Here is a 20,534-nt window from a genome sequence, read left to right as displayed (position 1 = left end):
CCTTAAATTTGTTCTAATATGGCAACTATCACTCCGAATACAGTTTTCCTATACAAATTAAATATAGATCTCAATGAAGTTGATTGGCTGCGGGTTTTGGATCTGTTCAAGGCTGTAGAATGGAAGCATAGGAAGGCTAACGAAATTGAAGGCGCATTCAGAAATAGCACAACAACAATTTTCATCTACCATAATGATATTATAATTGCTTTCGGACGCGTGGTTGGTGATGGCAGATACTATGCAATGTTAGCCGATATTGTAGTGGATCCAGAATACCAGGGGAAAGGGCTTGGAAAGTATTTAGTCAAAGCGCTCAATGATCAGTTGGTGGATTATCATTTTGTAAACCTTACCGCAGCTCCTGGCGCTGACAGATTCTATAAAAGCATTGGCTGGAAAAAGCAAACAACCTCCTACATCTGGCCACAAGGACCTAAGCAGCTGCGGCAACATTGTGAGGTGGAGGGGTAACCGCAGGTAATGCAATATTTATAATTTGCTGGCTAACGCCATTGAATAATAAATTTATTCGATAGTTATCTAAATTTTAATCTAGCTAAGCTCATCGGTAACCATTGGATATTCTGGTGATATTGGTTCTTCGTCACTTTTGGTGAAAGTATACTAAATAATTACACTTTGTATACCAAGCCAGCTTTTTTTTCAAAGGCAATTCCGATTTTCTCCAGCAAATTATAAACTTGCGCTTTCTGATATTCCCGTCCATATTCCGTTTTAATCCATTGTATTAGTAAAGGGCCCGTCCATTTCCCTGATTTAAAACCATGTTTTTCGGGCGTTTCTTTTAGTACCAATGTTTTAATCCTTGCCAGCTGTTCATTTGATAATGCACTACGCCTTCCGCGTCCTTTTTTATCTTTTAAGCCTTCAATCCCGTCTTTTTCGAATCGATGCACCCAGTTGGTTATTTGTTTGAAGCTTATATTATGAAGTTCAGAGAGCTTTCGGCTTGAATGCCCTAGTGCAACCAAGTACACCAGATATAACCTTACACCCACTGTGTAAGCATCATTTGTATTTAATAGTTTTTTTATTTCTCCAGCCTCTGACCGCTGGATTTTTAATACTGGTTTTCCCACTTTATTCTTTAATTGATAATACAAATTTAAGATAAGTATGTGTAATTTTATAATATACTTTATATTATGATACCACAATTTATCCTTCCTTCTAATTTACAGCTAAAAGCTCATACAATCTACCCTGAGCCAGGAGTACTTTGTGTCAATACCTCTGCCTGTCAAAAATATTCAGCTTGTCCGATTTGCGGCAAAAGGAGCAATAGAATTCACAGCAGGTATTTAAGGACTCTTTTAGATCTACCTATTTCCGGGCACCTGGCCAGAGTTAAGCTCAAAGCCAGAAAATATTTTTGTGATAATGCGGTATGTCCTAGAAAAGTATTTACAGAGCGCTTCGAATATGAAATCAGGCCTTATTATCGAAGAATGGTTCGTTCAAATGATCTTCTTGTGCGCATGGCACTCGAACTGGGTGGAAATACTGGTGCGGCAATCAGTCGTTATGTTGGAATACCTGTCAGTCCATCGACTATATTGCGTGTGATCAATAGGGTGAATATTCAACCCAGAACATCGACATCTGGTATAATAGGCGTAGACGACTGGGCATTCAAAAAAGGAAGGACCTACGGAACTGTTATTGTTGATTTAGAAAGAAAAGAAGTGATAGATCTGTTACCAGACCGAGAGGCGGGTACTCTTGCCGAATGGCTCAAAAATCACCCGGAAATAAAAACGGTTTCCAGAGATCGGTATGGGCCATATGCTTTAGGGGTTAAAAAAGGTGCGCCAAATGCTAGCCAGGTCGCAGACCGCTTTCATTTACTGATGAATCTTGGAGAGGCCACCAAAAGGATCTTTCAAGCTAAAGGAAAAGAGTTGAGGGAGATATTTGCGGTTTACAATGATCCCAAAAAGGAGACTTCCACAAAAGTTGAGATTGAGCAGCCTGCCCAAAGTAAACCAGAAACAATAATCCCTGACATTTCGACTGCTAATATCAGTGTGAGTAGACAGCATAAATTCGATAAAGTTAAAGAATTGCAAAGTAACGGTGTGGCTATAAAACGAATTGCCAGGATTACAAGATTGGCCCGTGGTACAGTTAGAAAATACATAACTATGGAACAGCTTGAAAAAAGACAATCCAGAACTACAACCAATCTGGATGCTTTCATTAACTTTCTACTGCAGGAAGATAATAGAGGCAAAACATACCGGGAGCTTCACAAAACTATACTGCAGATGGGGTTTAATGGAAAGTATACACAGTTTTGCTGCAAAATGAATGAGATTTATAACACGCAATCTTTCACTAGAACTACAGTTGTAGCTCCTATAATCTTGAAAACCTGGTCTCCGACCAGACTATCCCTTATGCTTTATATGGAGCCAGAGCAGCTACAGGGAGACCATGATGAAGACTTTTTGAAGTTGCTGTTCGAAAAATTACCGCAAGTGAAACAATTGGAGCAACTGGTAAAGGGGTTTAAAAAGCTATTTCTTGTAAAGGAAGATGGTATGTTGAAAAGCTGGATTGAAGAAGCGGTAAAGTCAGACTGTGGCCTCAAAAATTTCGCTAAAAATCTCCTGAAAGATTATGAAGCAGTAAATAATGCAGTTATAACTACAATAAGCAATGGACAAGTCGAAGGTCAGGTTAACCGGATTAAAAATATCAAAAGAAAAATGTACGGCAGGGCTGGTTTTGAGTTATTGAGAAAAATGGTGCTTGCAAAATCAGCCTAAATTCACCAAAAGTGACGAAAACCACTTTTAGCGAAATCCCCACTCTCACCATGCAAATGCTCACTGTAGTAGTTGAATACTTTTTACCGCCATCTGCTTTGATGCTCTCAGCCCAATCTTGAAACTTCTGCAGTTCATCTGGTGTAACCATGTTGATAGGGTAGGTGGTCTTCTTATGGACAAATTCTGCATAACGAGCAAAGATCCTACTCGCGCTTAGGTAAATATTTGCGTTGGAGAATTTGCCAGCATCCCGCAGCTTAATCGATTCCTCAAAAAGTAGGTTAATCAAATCAAATCGATCTCCTTTCTGATCAAAGCGAGTCTTGAAGGCTTCAAAGGAAAAAATAGGTAAATCATTGATGATGCTATTGGCTTTATCTTCAAGTTCCGCAAGGCTCCGTTTAGCTTTTTGCATGGCAGTATCATTATTCATGTTTTTGCCGGTTATGAGTTTAGCATACTCCTTTTCAGTAAAAGAGAAATTTGTGGCAATGAAAATAGATTTCCTTTGATGGGAAACTCTAAGTCTTACCCGGTAACTACCATCGGATAACTCAAACCTTTTATCAAGAAACTTGGCAACGTTCGCCATACTAAAAGGTAAACACTTGCACACACATTTGCAAACAACTTGCACACATAAGAAAAAAGATAGAAATGAAAAAGCCTTACAAACTGTGTCTACAAGGCTTTTAAGTATTCTAGAAATGCATGCAAATGATTAGAAATATATGCAATTTTCCTTCTGATGGAAAATTCATTTCTTATAAATTAGTTTTGCCAAAGTTAGCTAATATGTTGGAATGTTATTGTAGGAAAGAATTTAACGAGGTTATCAGATGGCATCGGGTAAGGTTTAACTTATATGTTGCTCGGGAAAGATATGCCCTGTAAATGGATAAAAAATAAAATGTTCATAGCCAAAAAAGGCTATTTAGCTATTAAACAAAACTCGATAAGTTTGTAATGTTAATTTATTCGGGACGATAGATTAAATAGTAACGCTTTGCTATACTTATAGCAGAGCGTTTTTTCTAACCAAATATTTAAGCCTTTTCAAAAAGTGGAGATGCTTTTATTATACTTTAAGCAAACCGTATTTGTAAGCAAACGACACTAAAGAAGCACTGTTTTTTGTTTTGGTTTTAACCATCAGGTTTTTTCTTATAGAGTCAATTTTATTCTCATTTAAGTTGAGTTTTTGGCTAATTTCACTATATGTCAAACCTTCTGCTATCAATTCAAGTGCTTTAATTTCCTGTTCATCCAGTCCCATAATTTTAGGGATAGCTATATTATTATTTTCCATTTGAATGAAATGAACAAGAATTTAGCCAGATTGTTTTGCTTCGACTGATTACAACTACAAATTCTAAGACTTATGAGTGCTATGTAAAACGAATTAATCAACTGATATAAAATATAGAAAGGCTCTAAAAACCAATGATAGGGATAAGTTATTGATGTTTATTCCCTTATATCGAAGGTTTGTTTCAAAAAAATTGTACTAATTATTCCTGAAATATCATCGTCTATAACCAGAAAAATCTTTGCTAATTTAATGTAAATCTCAAACTGAAACCAAAATTGCTAAAGGCAGTATTAAATGTTTGCGAAGTATAAGGTTTTGTAATGTTTGAATCGTAAAATAATTTGATGTTGAATTTTTGATTCAATACATAATCAACACTTGGCCTCAAAGTAATATTCTTTGCTCCAGATGAAATTTCAGCATCAGTTACATCGGCACGATAAATGACGGTTTTATTATCACGGATGGCTACATCCAATTTAAAATCCATATTGTTATCCATTTTTAGGCTTTTAAACCATCCAAATGGGAAACGGAATTTATTGGTCCGGTAACCCAAACCTAAAACCATATTGTTTTCAGAAAGCTGAGCTAACTGACTATTAGCCAAACTTAAGCCTAACAACCTCGATCTGTTCAATTCAAAAGTTGCGGTCAGGTTGTTTTTAAATCGGGTATCTACACCAATCAATGGAGAAAAATATTCAGAAATGGTTACCTGAGCAAACTGATATTCTGGCAAGAAATTATTATTCGCATCTCTATTTACAGAGAAACCATTGTTTTCCTGATACCTTAATAATGAATTGAAACCATTGATATTATAGGCTGAACGATAACCATGACGAATATCAACAGAAGAAAATTTATCGGCAATAAAAGGAATCCTGGTTAACCCATTATAGGTTAGTGTCCAGTTTGGCAGCGGAATACGAGGGAAAGCATTGAGCTTCATTTTACTGGGATCTTTTCCTGTATAAGCCGCCATAAAAGCCGAAATAATTACATCCTGACTTTCCTTGCTATAGCCATCTGCAAAACCAGCAGTTTGTGCGCCAGAATTTGGATTTTGTGCTCCCAGTCTTCTGGAAACAATAATCCTGTTTGCCATAAACTCATTAAACAAAGTAGAGATGATGCTCGAATTTTTCTCTTTAAAAGCTGTTCCCAATGCGATGTATGAAATACTATAATCGCCGGTAGTGATTGCACTCAAATTTTCAAATGAACCTACGGCGGCTTCGTACCTAAAGTTGGTAGAAAAATTTCGGGTCTGCGCCTTGTTTGCTCTTAATGTAATTCGCAAATCTTTGAAGGGCTCTATCTGGCCAGTAAACTGCAAATCCTCTCTTAATGTATTTACATATAATTGCGTTTGCAAAGTATCGGTAGTTAACCAGCCGTTGTTTAAGGCCATATCACGAATATCACGTTGACTACCAAAAGCAAATCCTAAACCAGGAGCACCTGTTGCATTATCAATTCCAAAATACTTTGTAGTTGGTAAATAACCTGGCAAAAATATCCCTTTGGTTTGAACGTAATTGGCATTTAAATTTTTAACGCTGGTTAATAAATTTATGAAGAAGTTTTTAACTTTTGATCCATCTTGATTGCTACCTGCATTTCTGATGAAACCAAACTTGTTGTAGAGCGTAACTAAATTTAGGCTTGGGTTAACCTGAAGATTTCTGCTGTTTTGGATGGTGTTTCCTAAGTTGATGTTTGGATCCAAAAGGGTAGATAATGGTTCGGTTTGCCAGTTAAAGTTGGTTCCGTAACGCGTTTTAACCGTTACCCAATTCATGCCAGGAATTTTATCAATTGGCAGGTTGTACGTTACGTTTAGGTTATGGTTATAATCTGTTGTACGACCTAATCTCTTTAGGTTTTGCCAAACCGTATCGCGTTTTAAACCTTCTAATCTTCCATCTGGTTCATCAATTATGGAGTAGTTGGTGGCATTGAAATCAAGCTGTAATGAGCGGGTTAAATTCCAGGCGATGCCATAAATTCTGCTCATTCTGAAATTTTTGTTGAATGTAGTTCCAAATCCATTCTGATAAACCGGGATGGAATTGTTAGGGTCGTTATTCCTTAACGTATTTTCTGAATATAACCGATCAACATCTATTCTAAAATTAATGGCGCTAGGGAAAATGCTGAAATTAAAATCGCGAACCAATGCCAACATATTAGATTTAATAATTTTTTCGAAAGGGGCATACGTTTTCGCTTCTTTAGCATAGCTATATTGGAACGAGCCTCTGTAAGTATTCTGAATACTGCTTTGATTGATGAAATCGCGGTGGTTATATTCGGTAAAAGCATAGCTCAAAGCAAAGTTTTCGATATCCCAAAGGCGAATAGGTTTGCTATTGTTTATGCGCTCCTTGCGTACGTTGGTAAAGTTAATTCCCCTACGAATGGTATAATCCTGCGAGAAGTTTAAGATAGAATCTTTTTGCGCTTTTGTAGATTGATCAAGTGCATTTTTTAATTCGATGTCTGGTGTACGCGGATTAAACTGCGGCGTAGAAACCTGTTTCGAATAGTTTACAAACATCGGAATTTTGACCCCTGATTTTTGCGGCAAAAATTTACCTAATTCAACCGCAGATGATACATCCAACAGCACATTATCTGCCCGGTTACGTTCGCTCACTTTCGAATCAATGGTTCCGAAACCAATGGTCGATTTACTTCCAGAGATATTAACATCGGCAAAATCTGCGAGTTTTAGGTTTAACCTTGCCGTTGCTGCCCAACCACCTCGTTCATCAAATTCCGTTAAACGCATCTCATTAAACCAAATCAAAGCATTTTTATCCAAACCGTCATCAGCTTCTGCATTGGCTAAACCACGTAACGGATTTTTAACACCCAGCATGTAAACCCTTACTTTACTCATGTCTGGCTGGCCTTTAACTACAATGGTTCTGTCGCCATCAGTGTAAGTGAAGGGAACGTTAATTGGCCACGGTTGTCCGCTGCTTTGTTTTGCCACGTTACGGGCAAGTTTGGCATTTTGGAATAAGGTTAAATCAATATCCATCCGGTTGGCTTCGGGCCATATCGCATCTGGATCACTTGTGCCTGGCTGCGTAACTTTCAACGGCATTACATATTCGTAGTAGTTATCCTGATTGTCTGTACCGATTCTTAAAAACGCCGCAACATCTCTATCATTTAAGATTTGATTGTTTACCGCCTCAGCATGGACAAATATTTCTAAACGCTTATACGATCTGAAGTCGCTGTAAGCGGTTTTAAATGCCGAGCGACCGTAACCATCGCGCAGGTTTTTTACCGCTACTGAAAGCGATTGTTCATTTAAACGGGTATCTCCCCTATAGTTGGAGTAATCACGCTCACGCAAAATGCCCGGAGGCGTAACATAAGGGATTGGAGAACGTTTACCATTTTCTTCAATGTTTACGGTAGAAACCTCAATGGTAGAGTTATCTGGGGTTAAAGCAGGTAACGATGGATCAACAATCACTTCATCGGCTTCGTTTTTGGCATTGAATTCCCTCCATTCACCACGGATTAACTGCAATTTGGCGAAACGTAAAATGGTAGTATCAGCAAAGTTTGTCATAAACATTCTGAAAAAACGAATGGATTTGAAATCCTGAATGTTACCCACTTTCTTCTGATATTGGGAAATTGGCACACGGAACTGATACCAGGTTGCGGCCTGCGTATTTCCGTTTGCCAGCTTAACCTGCGAGGTAACTTTATCCGTAACAAAATTCTGGCCTACCACTAAATCGTTCTGGCGCATAGAAACTTTGTATTGAAAGTACTCATCGCTCTGCGTCATGTTGTTGTCGCGATTGATATCTTCACCATCAGGCAATGCTGTTGATGCAGAATTTTCGATGCCTAATTCTTCCTGAGATTGTTGTGAAGTTTTTGAGTTTCCTTCCGGACCATTATATTTCTCGTAACGCTTTAAAATGCCAGCATTAATGGCGTCTAATTGCGGACCTCTGAAATAGGTGTAATTATCTGATGATGGATCGGCATCGATAGCTGCTGCGGCGGTACCATTTAATTGTGCTTTGATTTGATTGATGGCTGTGGCAAACTTTGTTTTTTCATTCGCGTCTGATAAACCATCTAAACCTACATCTTGTGCCCTCCTGGCATCCGGATCGTTATCGAAAGCCTGGATTACCGGTTGTAACTTCGGTACTCGTCCCCATGCAGTCACATCGTATTTAGATGGGTCTTCGCCAGCTGGTAGTCCATTTTCCAATGATTTCCGTCCGTCTTTCAAAATATCTTCGGAAATATTACCAAGATTGAAGAAAAGATCGCCACCGGCGGTATTTGATTTGTTATAAATGAATGGATCAAGCACCCAAAATTCGATGTAACCTACGTTTAAGGCTTCAAAATCATTGGTCTCGATTTTACGTTGGAAACCACCCCATTTTGTTTTTGGAGCAATAAACCTTCCGTCGGGCTGAAAACCAGTAGTAACATAGTTATAAGGACCACGAACGGTTGGATAATAAGCCACATCCAAAGTAGTAATGTTCAATGCCTGCCCAGTTGCGGTTTCTTTGAATGGGAAAACTTCCTGCTCGATTACTTCCCTTACGTAGTGGTTAGAAAGTTCGTTTCTGTTATTCCGAATGTTTGCTGGAGTAGTAGATGCTGCGGAATTATAAAACGTAGGATCGATATTATAAAAAGCGATTCTCGCTCTATTGTATCCATATTCTAAATTATCAACCAGTTGCGATTCAGAGAAATCTTGTGGCGTTCCTGAAAGCTGCCAGGAGATGGCGCTTTTCAAATCTATAATTGATCGTGATGCTTCGAAATCGTCCAGGTAACTTACTCCATTTCTACTACCAGCAAAGTTTAAAGCTCTTGGGTGGCCAGGAATAAGTTGAGCATACTCCCCATAAAAATTAACACTTGATGGTGCTTTAGTAGATAAAAACGGCAGCTTGTCTACTAATTTTGTTAAAAATCTTGATGGCGAACTGTAATTAATATCTGCTCCCCAAATGGTGTTGGAAATAGGTTCTTCACCTAAATTTACCTTTTGCGTAAGCGGCTTTTCGGTCAGGTTCATGATCGTACCGCCCAAATTAAGCTTGTTATTTACACGATAATCTAAACGCGTTCCAAAAAGCGACCGTTGTTGAAGTCCAAATAATTCATTGTTTTCGGTTGTAATTCTTATTGGCTGACCAGAAGTAAGCAAAGCCTGATTAATTATACTTACTCTTCCACCCTGATAGTCAACAGTAAAATCAACTCCTTCAGTTAAAGGCATTGTACCAGCGAAAACCTTTACCGAACCTTCAGGAACATTGATTGCATTTAGGCTGAACTCCGATGAAATTTCTGATTGATAATTACCTTTTAAAACGTAGCGATTTTGATTTTGAAAAAGCTGCTTGGCTATGGTTTGCGTCGAGTCGTAAAGTGCGGTAAACGTATATTTATCAATTAACGCTTGCTCGCTTGGCAAAAAATTCGAAGCTAAATCCTTTCCAAAAGGCTCTATTAACGGAAAAATAATTCTACCATTTGCCGGATCGATGGTGATATAACCGGTATTGGTGTTGTTGGCTAAAGCAACTAAACCTGTGCTCGAAAGGTTTGATCCAAAGGGACTGTTTAGGTTTTGGCTGCTGGATGAAAAGTACGAACCAAATGCATTATTGGCGGCCACAAAATCAAAAATTCCATCAGGTTTTCGTTCGTTCTGTTGATTTAATCTATCGAATTCAGTTAAGGCAATCCACTGTTTGTTGGCTGTATTTTGCCCTTCAGTCATGATTGGTTTTTCTACACCAGTTTCATTGTCAACCCTAAAAATGTCTAGTTTAAAATTTACCGGACTAATCTGATATCCGCCAATGGAATAGATGTTTTTCATCATCAAATCCCAGGTTGGCAAATTGATTTTGTTGATATCGTTCTTTAGCAATTTTGCGTAAAGCAGCTTAGGATTCACTGCATCGAAACTAACATCGGTAGAAAATTCACCCACCTGATATTCTACGCCATTGTAGGTATAACGGTAGGCGACTGCCAAAACTTCATCTCCGTTTAAGGGATTATTTAGCGAGATGTAACCCAATTGAGGCTGGAAAGTAAACTCCCGTTCAGTTAATTTTCTGGCGTAAGTAAGTTTAGCAAAGTTATCGGTAATGCCGGTAGATTGAAAGAATGAAATAACTGCATTGGAATTGGTAAATCTGGCCGCCCCACCCTGAAAAGTATTTAATTGCGCAACTAAGGTATTTGATTGCTGTGGGAAACCTGTAGCGGTAGACCCGGCAGGTAAAGCAGAAGTTCCACCGGTAAGCAAAGTATTGTTATAAGGTTGGTTTTCGCCCAAATCCAATAAACCTAAAACATCTCTCGAATCGGTTGTTGTTCCAGCTTTATTGGTAATCCAAACCTCTATTTTAGTAATTTGAATAGGAGAGGTAATAATAGGTGCATTTGCTAAATGCTTATTGTAGTTATTGCGAAAATACTGCGCTAAAAAGAAGTGTTTATTCGCTTCATAACTATCTGCACTTACCCTAAATTCATTTTGTTGCGCACCATTTGTAATACGAAGCTCTCGCGATTCTGATTTTTGTTGTGTATAAACACTTGTTACGCTTAGTTTACCAAATTGTAGTTGCGTTTTTAGACCAAAAAGTGCCTGCGTACCTGTAATTAATGAGGTATTTAATGGCAAACTCACATTACCAGCTTCAATTTTTTTGATGATATCATCGGCACCGCCCGTATAATCCAGTTTAATCTGGTTTTCGAAATCGAATTGGGCTTCAGTATTGTAATTGCTTCTTATTTTAAGTTTAGTACCAATATTTCCAACCAAATCCATTTGAATTCTTTGATTAAAATCAAAATTGGTTTGTACCCGCTGACGTTCGTTAAAAAGCGGATTTTCGTTTTTATTTATCCGACCGAGGAAAGTTAATTCTGCTTCACCACGGGGTTGAATATCAATTGTGGTCCCACCAAAAAGTTTTTCAAAGGCTTTACTATTCACCTGAATTTTCGGAATAATTCCTGTATTACGGTAATCGCTAACCTCTGCGTTGGAAATACTTCTCCAGTTATCCCTTTTAATTTCGCTATTTATTAAACGTGAGTATTCATCAATCGTTAAGTATTGCGTTTGAGTAACGTATTTGTCGCCAATTAACTCTTTAACAATGTATCTTTTGTTTTTTGCATCGTATTCTACAAGCCTTTTAACATTATTGGGTAATGGATAAAAAGGATTGGTTGATGAACCTAAGCCAAGGAGTTGTTTTTCGCGTAAACCGAAATTGTTTTTAACCGTAGCTGTATCAGCTTTGCTCGGAACAGCTTGAGAGAAGGCGTTTTTAGTAGCAAATAAGAAAAGTGGGATGAGAAATAGGAGTGTAGAAGTTCTCTTCAAAGGCCGTTAGATCTATAAATTTTTTAACGCTTGTTTAATTAGTTGCTCTACCGAAAGTGTTCCTTCTGTCCCTTTTAAAATCTGATCAATAGTTTTTTCGGCTGTTTGTTTGGCAAATCCGAGCATTACCAATGCAGATAACGCTTCATCTTTCACAGTATTGTGTTGAGGCATAGAAATTAATGAATCTGCGCCTTCTTTTTTAAGCTTGTCTTGTAACTCCAATACCAGACGTTGCGCTGTTTTGGCGCCTAAACCCTTAATACGCTGTATAAGTGGGTAATCGGCTTTAACAATTGCCGTTTGAATTTCAATTGGAGTGATGGAAGATAAGATCATTCGCCCTGTGTTGGGGCCAATCCCTGATACGGATATGAGGTGTAGAAATAAACGGCGTTCGCCCTCATCGGCGAAGCCGTATAATGTATGTGCATCTTCTTTTACATGCAGCCAGGTGTATAATTTGCACCTTTCTGCATCGCCCAAAGCGCTATATGTGTTTAAAGAAATGTTAATATGATAGCCTATACCTCCGGCTTCAACCACAACAAATGCCGGGTTTTTGAACGTCAATTTACCATCAATATAGGCGTACATTTCGATTTACAGTTTATGATTTTAGATTTAATAGCATGATCTTGTAGTTTTAGACCAAACCCGTGAGCATCCGAAATCTGTTTATTTTTTGTTTGTTTTTGTAAATATACCTTTTCGTTTTGATGAATCTGCAATTTCTTCTTTAGCCTGAACATCTACTACTGCAATAGTAACCATATTTACGATTTCTCGTACCGAACTTCCTAACTGAACAATATGAACAGGCTTGTTTAATCCCAGTAAAATAGGACCAACAGCTTCTGCACCTCCAAGTTCCTGTAATAGTTTGTAAGCAATGTTACCCGATTCTAAATTAGGGAAAACCAAAGTATTTGCAGGCTCTTTAGCCAATGTGCTAAATGGGAAATTTTCTTTTAATAAATCGTTATTAATAGCAAAGTTTCCTTGCATTTCTCCATCAACTACCACTTCTGGATGGTTTTTGTGAAGTAATCTGGCCGTTTCTCTCACCTTGTTTGGCGTTACTCCATCATTTGAACCAAAGTTGGAATACGATAATAATGCAATACGAGGTTTAATGTTGAACTGTTTTACTGATTTATCCAGCAATAGCGTAATATCTACCAATTCTTCTGCAGTTGGATCTACGTTAACGGTAGTATCGCCGAAAAAGATAGGACCTTTTTTAGTCATCATCATGTACATTCCTGCGACACGTTTAACACTTGGGTCTACACCAATAACACGTAAAGCAGGCTTGATTGTCGATCCGTAATCTTTTGTTAACCCAGAAATCATTGCATCAGCTTCACCAAATTCTACCATTGATGCACCGAAATAATTACGATCTCTCAATAATTTTGTAGCATCATTTAATGAAATTCCTTTACGTTGACGTTTTTTGTATAATGATTCCGCGTATTGTTTGGTTTTTTCAGGATTTTGCATTTGGTCGATGATTTCTACACCTTCCAATTCCAAAGCATGTTCATCAATAATGGCCTGAATTTTTTCTCTATTTCCTAATAAGATAGGAATAGCAATATTATCATCCTTTACAATTTGAGCAGCTTTTAAAATTTTATAGTTGTCTGCCTCAGCAAATACTACCCGTTTAGGGTCCATTTTAGCTTTAGTTGTAATCGAACGCATAATTGCATCGTCCAACCCTAAGCGTTTTCTTAATTCTTCGTTGTAAGCATCCCAATCGGTGATGACTTTACGGGCTACGCCACTTTCAATTGCGGCTTTAGCTACTGCAGTAGAAACCTCCGTAATCAACCTAAAATCTACAGGTTTTGGGATAATATATTCCTTGCCAAATTTAAGGTTACGGGCATTGTAAGCCAAGTTTACGGCCTCAGGAACCGATTTTTTCGCCAATTCGGCAATTGCTTTAACGGCAGCAATTTTCATTGGTTCGTTAATGCTTGTTGCACGAACATCAAGCGCACCGCGGAAAATATATGGAAAACCTAAAACGTTGTTTACCTGGTTAGGATAATCAGAACGGCCAGTAGCCATAATGATATCTTTACGCGTTTTAATCGCCAATTCATAAGCAATTTCTGGATTCGGGTTTGCCATTGCAAACACGATTGGGTTTTTTGTCATCGAGTTTAACATCTCAACAGTTACGCAATCAGCAGAAGATAATCCGATGAAAACATCAGAATCTTTCATGGCTTCGGCCAAAGTGTCGATTTTTCTGTCAGTAGCAAACTCAGCTTTAATCGCATCGAGCTTTTCACGGTCTTTACGGATTACGCCAGAACGATCGCACATGACGATATTCTCTTTTTTAGCACCTAAAGAAACATATAATTTAGTACAAGAAATTGCAGCGGCCCCAGCGCCATTAACCACAATTTTAATCTTGTCCATTTTTTTCTTAATGATTTCGCAGGCGTTTAACAATGCTGCAGCAGAAATAATTGCTGTACCGTGTTGGTCATCATGCATCACCGGAATGTTCATTTCCTCTTTCAAGCGACGCTCGATTTCGAAACATTCTGGCGCTTTAATATCTTCTAAGTTAACACCACCAAATGTTGGCTCTAAAGCTTTAACGATTTTAACAAAATCATCAACATTTTTAGTGTCTAACTCTAAATCAAATACATCAATATCAGCAAAAATTTTAAATAGCAAACCTTTGCCTTCCATTACTGGTTTCCCAGCTTCCGGACCGATATCGCCTAAGCCTAAAACGGCTGTGCCATTACTAATTACCGCAACAAGATTTCCTTTTGCGGTATATTTATAAACATCTTCTGTATTCTCAGCAATTTTTAAACATGGCTCTGCAACGCCTGGAGAATAGGCAAGAGTTAAGTCTCGCTGCGAATTGGTAGGTTTTGTAGGTACTACTTGTATCTTTCCCGGACGGCCTTGCGAGTGATAATCAAGCGCATCTTGCTTTCTAGTGGTTTTACTCATTACGTAACTTATTAGTGACGCCGCAAAGGTACAATTCTTTTACTAGGCAGAAAATAAATATCCGAGCAAATAATTAATTCGAATCAGGCTAAAACTTTCTAACAATTTGGAACATAATGACAAACAGATAATTTGTAAAGCAACGTTACAAGCAAAAATAAATAGTCAGTCCTTCTTTTCGCTTAATCTTTTTGTTCATTTTTCTGCTGAATTTGAATGTTGATGCAACAAAAAGGATATCGCTGCAATAAGGTTTAAAAACAACAGATGGTGCTATAAAATCTGGTTTACGAGTAGCAACCTCGCAGGTTTAAAAAACCGTGAGGTTTAAAATGACTAAACTCTTCCCATCAGCGGATCGGTATAGGTTTCTTTTCCAGTTTCTATTCTTCCTGCAAATCGTTGCGCAAATGAATCAAATGTGTTGCCTGTGATTTCAAAGTCGTACCATCCAAAACTCGATTTTAAATCCCACGCTATTGTTTCTTCACCATTGGCTGCAATAGTTTTCTTAATTGTACCTTTTTTATAAGCAAGGTCTTTCACCTCGCAACTTATCGCCTTTGAACTCTCATTTTTTATTAGAAGCTTAATATTTCCTGTTGGTACTTTGGTAAGGCGATTCAGCTCATGGTTTGCCGAAACGCTTAGAAGTGGATCGTTCGCTGTACCCATAAACTCACGAAAAAATCCATTGGGTCCGTTTAAACGCAAGTGGTATTTTTCATCCTCAAACGCTTCCAATGGCCAATTGTAAGTAAGTTCATCATCAGCCTTAACCGCGAAATTCCAATTTCTGCAAATTTGTTCCTGCTCACCAGCTTTGAATTTCGCTGGCGCATACACCGTAAACGGTGCACCAACAGCAGTTTTGCCAAATAGCTTTGTATTGGCCGACATTTTAATTTGGAAACTTTTTTTATCCGCAAGAAGTGAACCCTCACTGGCCAATTGATAAGGTTAAGCATAAGCCTTGCGGATACCTTTTTCTTGCTGCGACATTATATTGGCAAAATTCGTGTTTGATTCTACATTTTTTAAGTCCCCATCTGTTAAAGCTTTCGAAATTTTAGGTTCTTCCTTAAATTTTGCATTGAATATGGTTTCTACAAAAGCATCGCGTTGTAAAAACGGTAATTTCTCTGAAGCAGAATCGAAGGGTATAAATGCAGAAGTCAGGTTTCCGAAAATCGTTCTTCTCCATTCACTAATATTTTCAATGCGGATCTTCTTGTTGTATTTTCGGTTAACGAATTCTTCTAAAAATTGCAGCGTAGAGGTATGGTCAAAAACCTGCGAATTTACTTTGCCGCCTCTACTCCAAGGCGAAGCAATTAGCATCGGCACTCTAAAGCCCAGACCAATCGGTGCTTCTCTGGCTCCCTTTTCTGGCACACCTTGTTTCAGCTCATTTGCCAAACGCACATGCTCCACTTCGGTATCTATACCTTTGGAAACTTTTCCGGTTTCTGGTTTATTATTATCGGGAATGGAAAACGGAACTACGTGGTCATAGTAGCCATCATTTTCATCATAAGTTACAATGAATATCGTTTTCTTCCATACCTCGGGGTTTTTGGTTAAGATGTCCATCACTTCCGATACTAGCCAGGCACCATACCAAGGCGCACTCGGGTGATCGGAGAAATTTTGTGGTCCGGCCAGCCAGGAAACAGTAGGTAATTTGCCACTGTTTACATCAGCTCTGAACTGATGTAAAACATCTCCTTTTGGAACAGTTACTTCTCTTTCTTTGCCGTTATCGTCATATTTAATTGAAGAGATACTTCTATAATTGGGGTCGTTCTTGTTCACCACAAACGCCCGATAAAAAAGGCTTTTCTGCTCATCTGTTAATTTGGCAAAGTTCTTTTCATTCCATTTTTGTAAATCTGCAGTGGCATCATCCAATGCTTTCATTTTGTTTTTTCAATCACTCTGGATTTTTTTTGCTGCCGCATCACTCGAAGGGCTTTCTTCTTGCAGTTTATTAATCTCCGCAGGTAGCGTATCAACCACTTTTTGAAGGTTTTCTATATACTTATCTTTAAACTTAACATTATAAGCTTTGAAAAACTCCAATAGGTTACAGCCGAAATTGGCCAGCCATGCCCGTTCTTCACCTTTAAAACCGCCGCCGCCACTCGTTTCATTTTGATAAAACTTCCAGGCAATTTTATTCTCCTCCAATAATTCAGGAAAGGTTTTCCAAACATGTTTTCCGTAAGCGAAGTCATCGTTTCTGATGTTTGCTTTTAAAATGACATTCTCCTCATGGGTGATTTTTCCCGTCCAGAAGAAAGACCTGTTTGGCGTAGTGCTTGTCATGCCCGAGCAGAAGTTTTGATCACAAATGGTAAAAGCATCTACCAAAGCGTAATTGAACGGCAAATCTTCGCGTACATGGTGGCCTAAAGTGAGCGGCATATGTGCGTAGTTTTTATTGCCTGGCTTTTTAGCAATTAACCATTTATCGTATTTGCCTTCATTATAGGCATCAACCTGACTGGCCCTGGAATGTGGCAATGAGCCCATCCAGGTTACCTTGGTATCTTTAATTATTTAAACGAAATGGGGCGTAAGTGTTGCCCACAGCATCAGTTTGAAACCAAACGGGCTTTTGGTTGGGTAATGTAACCGCTCTCGGGTCATTAAAACCGCGAACACCTTGTAAACTTCCAAATGTATGATCGAAAGATCTATTTTCCTGCATCAGGATCACCACATGCTCAGCATCTAAAAAGGTAGTTCCCGGAGCCGGATCCATTGCAAATGCTTTTTGAATTGATGAAGGCATAACGGATGCTAATCCTGTTGCGCCTGAAAGCAGTAAAGAGTTACGGAGAAATTCTCTTCTGGTATCCATGATATGTTAAAATAATTTTAAAAATTAAAGTTATTTTAACATTACGTAAATAAATAGAAAGTTAATTATATGTGAATCGATGATAATGTTACAGAGATGCTTCTTTTATTATCTAACTACCCCTTGCTGATCTTCAAAACCATACCAGCCTGTAAACCAGCTTTGCTGAGTTTATTATCACGCCTAATGCTTTGAACGGTTGCTCCATTAAACTTTTCTGCAATCTCTGATAAGGTATCGCCGGTTTTCACCTTGTAACTCGAATAAGAAACAGGTGCTTTAAGCTGAACACGATTTTTGGCAAATACTTTGAGCCTTTGGCCAGGAACGATAATTTTACTTTTCAAACCGTTCCATACTCTTAAGTCCTGCACTTCTACGCCATATTTATTGGCAACTGCTGTAAGCGTCTGACCTGCGGAAACTTTGTGGTATACCACCGTATTTGATGAAAAAGGTTTAACCGCCTTTTTGCGCAAATCTCTTACATCATCCGTACCGGCTTGTACCACTTGCATGTTGATATCTAAATCGGTATTGTACAATACCTCATAAACATTGGCATAATCAATATCCCTAAGCTTAGGCATTATTATGCGCTTGGGCTCCTCTTCCGTACCATTTACAATTTTCTTTTTGTACGATGGGTTTAAGGCAAAAAGTGAGGTTTCATCAACATTTAAAGCTTGTGCCAAGCTGCTTAAGGAAACAAAACGACTCGTTTGAACGGTATCGGTTTTTAAAAACATGTTGCAAGCCTGAGCATTAATTTGGTGATGCTTCGCGTAATTCATCACGTAAACTGCAGCTATAAATGCTGGTACATAATTTCTGGTTTCTTTTGGCAGAAATTGTCTGATTTCCCAAAAATCTCTTGAATTTGCTTTAATCATGGCCCGGGTTACATTCCCCTTGCCGCAATTGTAAGCCGCAATGGCTAAAAGCCAATCGCCAAGTTCTTCGTATGCATCTCTAAAATATTGTGCTGCAGCATAGCTGGCTTGGATGGGGTCTTTTCGCTCATCAACAAAGTTATCCATTTTTAAACCGTATGCTTTTCCGGTACCGAACATAAATTGCCAAATGCCAGTGGCGCCCACTCTTGAAATGGCATGTGGATTCATCTGAGATTCTACAATGGTGAGGTATTTTATCTCCTGCGGAATTTCAAAGTCCTTTAAAGCCTTCTCAAAGATTGGAAAATAGTAGTTTGATAGTCCCATCATTTTGCCAAACATGTCTTTACGTTTAGCGTAAATATCGATGTATTGCTGTACATATTCGTTATAAGGAAGTGGTACGGTTTTAACAATAGAATCCAACCTAAGCTTGTAAATATAGTTTTGCCCCATCAACAATGGGTTTTCGTATATGGAGGGAACAGCTACGGTATCTGTATTGATGAAGATATTGTTTTGCTTCTTAGAGATGCTATCTAATTTTAATATTTGCTGCGCAAATGTTGGGAAGATAAATGCTGGAAGACAAAGAAGAGATGCAAAAAGTAATTTTTTAGTCATGGGCCATTGGTTTATTCAGCATTGATAATAGTTAAAAACCAATGCCTGTTCTAGCGATTTTAAACTGCCCGCCAGAAATTAACAATACCATTGCTTAAATTTAATTACAAGCCTTTCACCTAAACTGTAATTGCAATGATCAATTCTAAATCGAATATTCGACTTCAACTTAATTGGTTAAAAATGCCTTAGAGAAAGCCAGAAGTTTAGCTTCATCAAAATGTTTGGCTATAAATTGAATACTTAACGGCAAACCTGCTTTATTATTGCCTAAAGGTAGAGCAATTGCTGGGTTGCCACTTAACGAAGGCAAAACTGTAAAAATATCGGCCATATACATCACCAGCGCATCTTGTACATGGTCTCCAATTTCGAAGGCTGCGGTTGGGGCAACTGGCGATAAAATTAAATCGTATTCTTCAAAAAGAATATCCAATTTTTCTCTAATTAACCTACGGACTTGCTGCGCTTTTTGATAATAAGCATCATAGTAACCGGCACTTAAAACGAACGTCCCTAATAAAATTCGTTTCTTAACTTCTTCGCCAAAACCTTCAGCTCTAGATAATTTATAAAGTTCGGTTAATGATTTTGCTTCGGTATTGCGGTGACCATAATGAACGCCATCATAACGAGAAAGGTTGGAAGAAGCTTCTGCCGTTGTTAAAATATAATAAGCAGGAACTAGATAATCGAGAAGATCGAATGAAACGTACTCCACCGTATGGCCTTTCGCCTTTAAATCTTCAATTGAACTTAATACTGCCGCTTTAATTTCCGGATCAAGCGCATCGCTCTCAATGGTTTCTTTTAAAACAGCTATTTTTTGTTTTTTACTGGCTGATAAATGAGATGGATAATCGGGTACTTCAAGCGGAGAAACAGTCGAATCGTATTCATCGGTACCCGCTAATACTTCTAATAATAATGCTGTATCTTCAACAGAAGAAGTAATTGGTCCAACCTGATCGAAAGAGGATGCATAAGCAATAACACCATATCTGGAAATTCTACCGTAAGTGGGTTTCAAACCAATTTGGCCACAAAAGGCTGCGGGCTGACGTATAGAACCGCCTGTATCGGTACCTAATGCAGCTAAACACATGTCTGCCTGCACGGCAACAGCCGAACCGCCAGATGAACCTCCTGGAACCAATTCAGGATTGGCAGCGTTTTTCGCGGGTCCGAAATAGGAAGTCTCATTAGATCCGCCCATGGCAAATTCATCACAATTTAAACGCCCTATAATTACGGCGTCTTCCTGTAATAATCTTTGCACAACAGTGGCCGAATAGGGAGATACGAAACCATCGAGCATTTTTGACGATGCAGTAACGATGTGGTCTTTATAACAAATGTTATCTTTTATTCCAATTACCATTCCAGCAAGTTTCCCTGCTGTTCCATTTTCTATCTTCTGTTGTACCGCTTTTGCCTGAACTTCTGCCGAATAAAAAAACACCTCGTTGAATGCATTGAGGTGTTCATTTTCATTAATTTGCTTAAAATAATAAGCCAATAAATCGGTTAAAGTTAATTGCTTCTGCGAAATGAGCGTTTGGATCTCTTTAAGAGAGCTGTATTTCTTCAAAACTTAACTTTT

At 38.3% G+C, this 20,534-nt stretch carries 14 protein-coding genes; 2 read left to right on the top strand and 12 right to left on the bottom strand.

All coding sequences use genetic code 11. The features are described from left to right. Nucleotides 1-18: 18 nt before the first annotated feature. The gene (locus tag AC3ITD_RS17230) at nt 19-474 is read left to right on the top strand and encodes a GNAT family N-acetyltransferase (protein WP_489361566.1); all 456 of its coding nucleotides are present in this window, start codon (nt 19-21) and stop codon (nt 472-474) included. A 161-nt stretch (nt 475-635) separates the two neighbouring features. Here AC3ITD_RS17230 and AC3ITD_RS17225 read toward each other — a convergent pair whose 3' ends face one another. After that, nucleotides 636-1,103, bottom strand: coding sequence for a helix-turn-helix domain-containing protein (locus AC3ITD_RS17225; protein WP_489361564.1), 468 nt, complete (start codon nt 1,101-1,103; stop codon nt 636-638). A gap of 66 nt (nt 1,104-1,169) precedes the next feature. Between AC3ITD_RS17225 and AC3ITD_RS17220 the strand changes: the two genes are divergently transcribed. Next, entirely contained in the window at nt 1,170-2,795 is a 1,626-nt protein-coding gene (locus AC3ITD_RS17220; protein ID WP_489361562.1) for an ISL3 family transposase, read from the top strand. Here AC3ITD_RS17220 and AC3ITD_RS17215 read toward each other — a convergent pair. From AC3ITD_RS17215 to gatA, 11 genes are all read right to left on the bottom strand, one after another. Continuing rightward, entirely contained in the window at nt 2,725-3,390 is a 666-nt protein-coding gene (locus AC3ITD_RS17215) for a hypothetical protein (protein WP_489361560.1), read from the bottom strand. The two genes, AC3ITD_RS17220 and AC3ITD_RS17215, sit on opposite strands and share 71 nt — an antisense overlap. A 486-nt stretch (nt 3,391-3,876) precedes the next feature. After that, a complete protein-coding gene (locus AC3ITD_RS17210; RefSeq protein WP_265799686.1) occupies nt 3,877-4,107 on the bottom strand; it encodes a helix-turn-helix transcriptional regulator in 231 nt (76 codons plus the stop codon). A 244-nt stretch (nt 4,108-4,351) separates the two neighbouring features. Beyond that, nucleotides 4,352-11,548 (bottom strand): T9SS outer membrane translocon Sov/SprA, encoded by a 7,197-nt coding sequence (sov, locus tag AC3ITD_RS17205; RefSeq protein WP_489361558.1) that lies wholly within the window; start codon nt 11,546-11,548, stop codon nt 4,352-4,354. 12 nt (nt 11,549-11,560) lie between these two features. After that, on the bottom strand, nt 11,561-12,145 hold the full coding sequence (ruvA, locus tag AC3ITD_RS17200) for a Holliday junction branch migration protein RuvA (RefSeq protein ID WP_463484811.1): 585 nt from the start codon (nt 12,143-12,145) through the stop codon (nt 11,561-11,563). A gap of 81 nt (nt 12,146-12,226) precedes the next feature. Beyond that, nucleotides 12,227-14,545: an NADP-dependent malic enzyme gene (locus AC3ITD_RS17195; protein ID WP_489361555.1), complete on the bottom strand. Its 2,319-nt coding sequence runs from the start codon at nt 14,543-14,545 to the stop codon at nt 12,227-12,229. A 336-nt stretch (nt 14,546-14,881) separates the two neighbouring features. After that, the gene (locus tag AC3ITD_RS17190; protein WP_323670577.1) at nt 14,882-15,445 is read right to left on the bottom strand and encodes a phospholipase domain-containing protein; all 564 of its coding nucleotides are present in this window, start codon (nt 15,443-15,445) and stop codon (nt 14,882-14,884) included. Between the two features lie 60 nt (nt 15,446-15,505). After that, entirely contained in the window at nt 15,506-16,465 is a 960-nt protein-coding gene (locus AC3ITD_RS17185) for an alkaline phosphatase family protein (RefSeq protein ID WP_489361552.1), read from the bottom strand. 9 nt (nt 16,466-16,474) lie between these two features. Beyond that, nucleotides 16,475-17,080 (bottom strand): alkaline phosphatase family protein, encoded by a 606-nt coding sequence (locus tag AC3ITD_RS17180; RefSeq protein WP_489361550.1) that lies wholly within the window; start codon nt 17,078-17,080, stop codon nt 16,475-16,477. A gap of 19 nt (nt 17,081-17,099) precedes the next feature. Next, the gene (locus tag AC3ITD_RS17175; RefSeq protein WP_489361548.1) at nt 17,100-17,411 is read right to left on the bottom strand and encodes an alkaline phosphatase family protein; all 312 of its coding nucleotides are present in this window, start codon (nt 17,409-17,411) and stop codon (nt 17,100-17,102) included. Between the two features lie 116 nt (nt 17,412-17,527). Further along, complete coding sequence (locus tag AC3ITD_RS17170) at nt 17,528-18,931, bottom strand: lytic transglycosylase domain-containing protein (RefSeq protein WP_489361546.1); 1,404 nt, start codon at nt 18,929-18,931, stop codon at nt 17,528-17,530. Nucleotides 18,932-19,100: 169 nt separating this feature from the next. After that, complete coding sequence (gene gatA / locus AC3ITD_RS17165; RefSeq protein WP_489361544.1) at nt 19,101-20,522, bottom strand: Asp-tRNA(Asn)/Glu-tRNA(Gln) amidotransferase subunit GatA; 1,422 nt, start codon at nt 20,520-20,522, stop codon at nt 19,101-19,103. Between the last annotated feature and the right edge of the window lie 12 nt (nt 20,523-20,534).

Source organism: Pedobacter sp. KH_004, from assembly GCF_057840755.1.
This window is presented reverse-complemented; position numbering and strand designations above follow the sequence as displayed.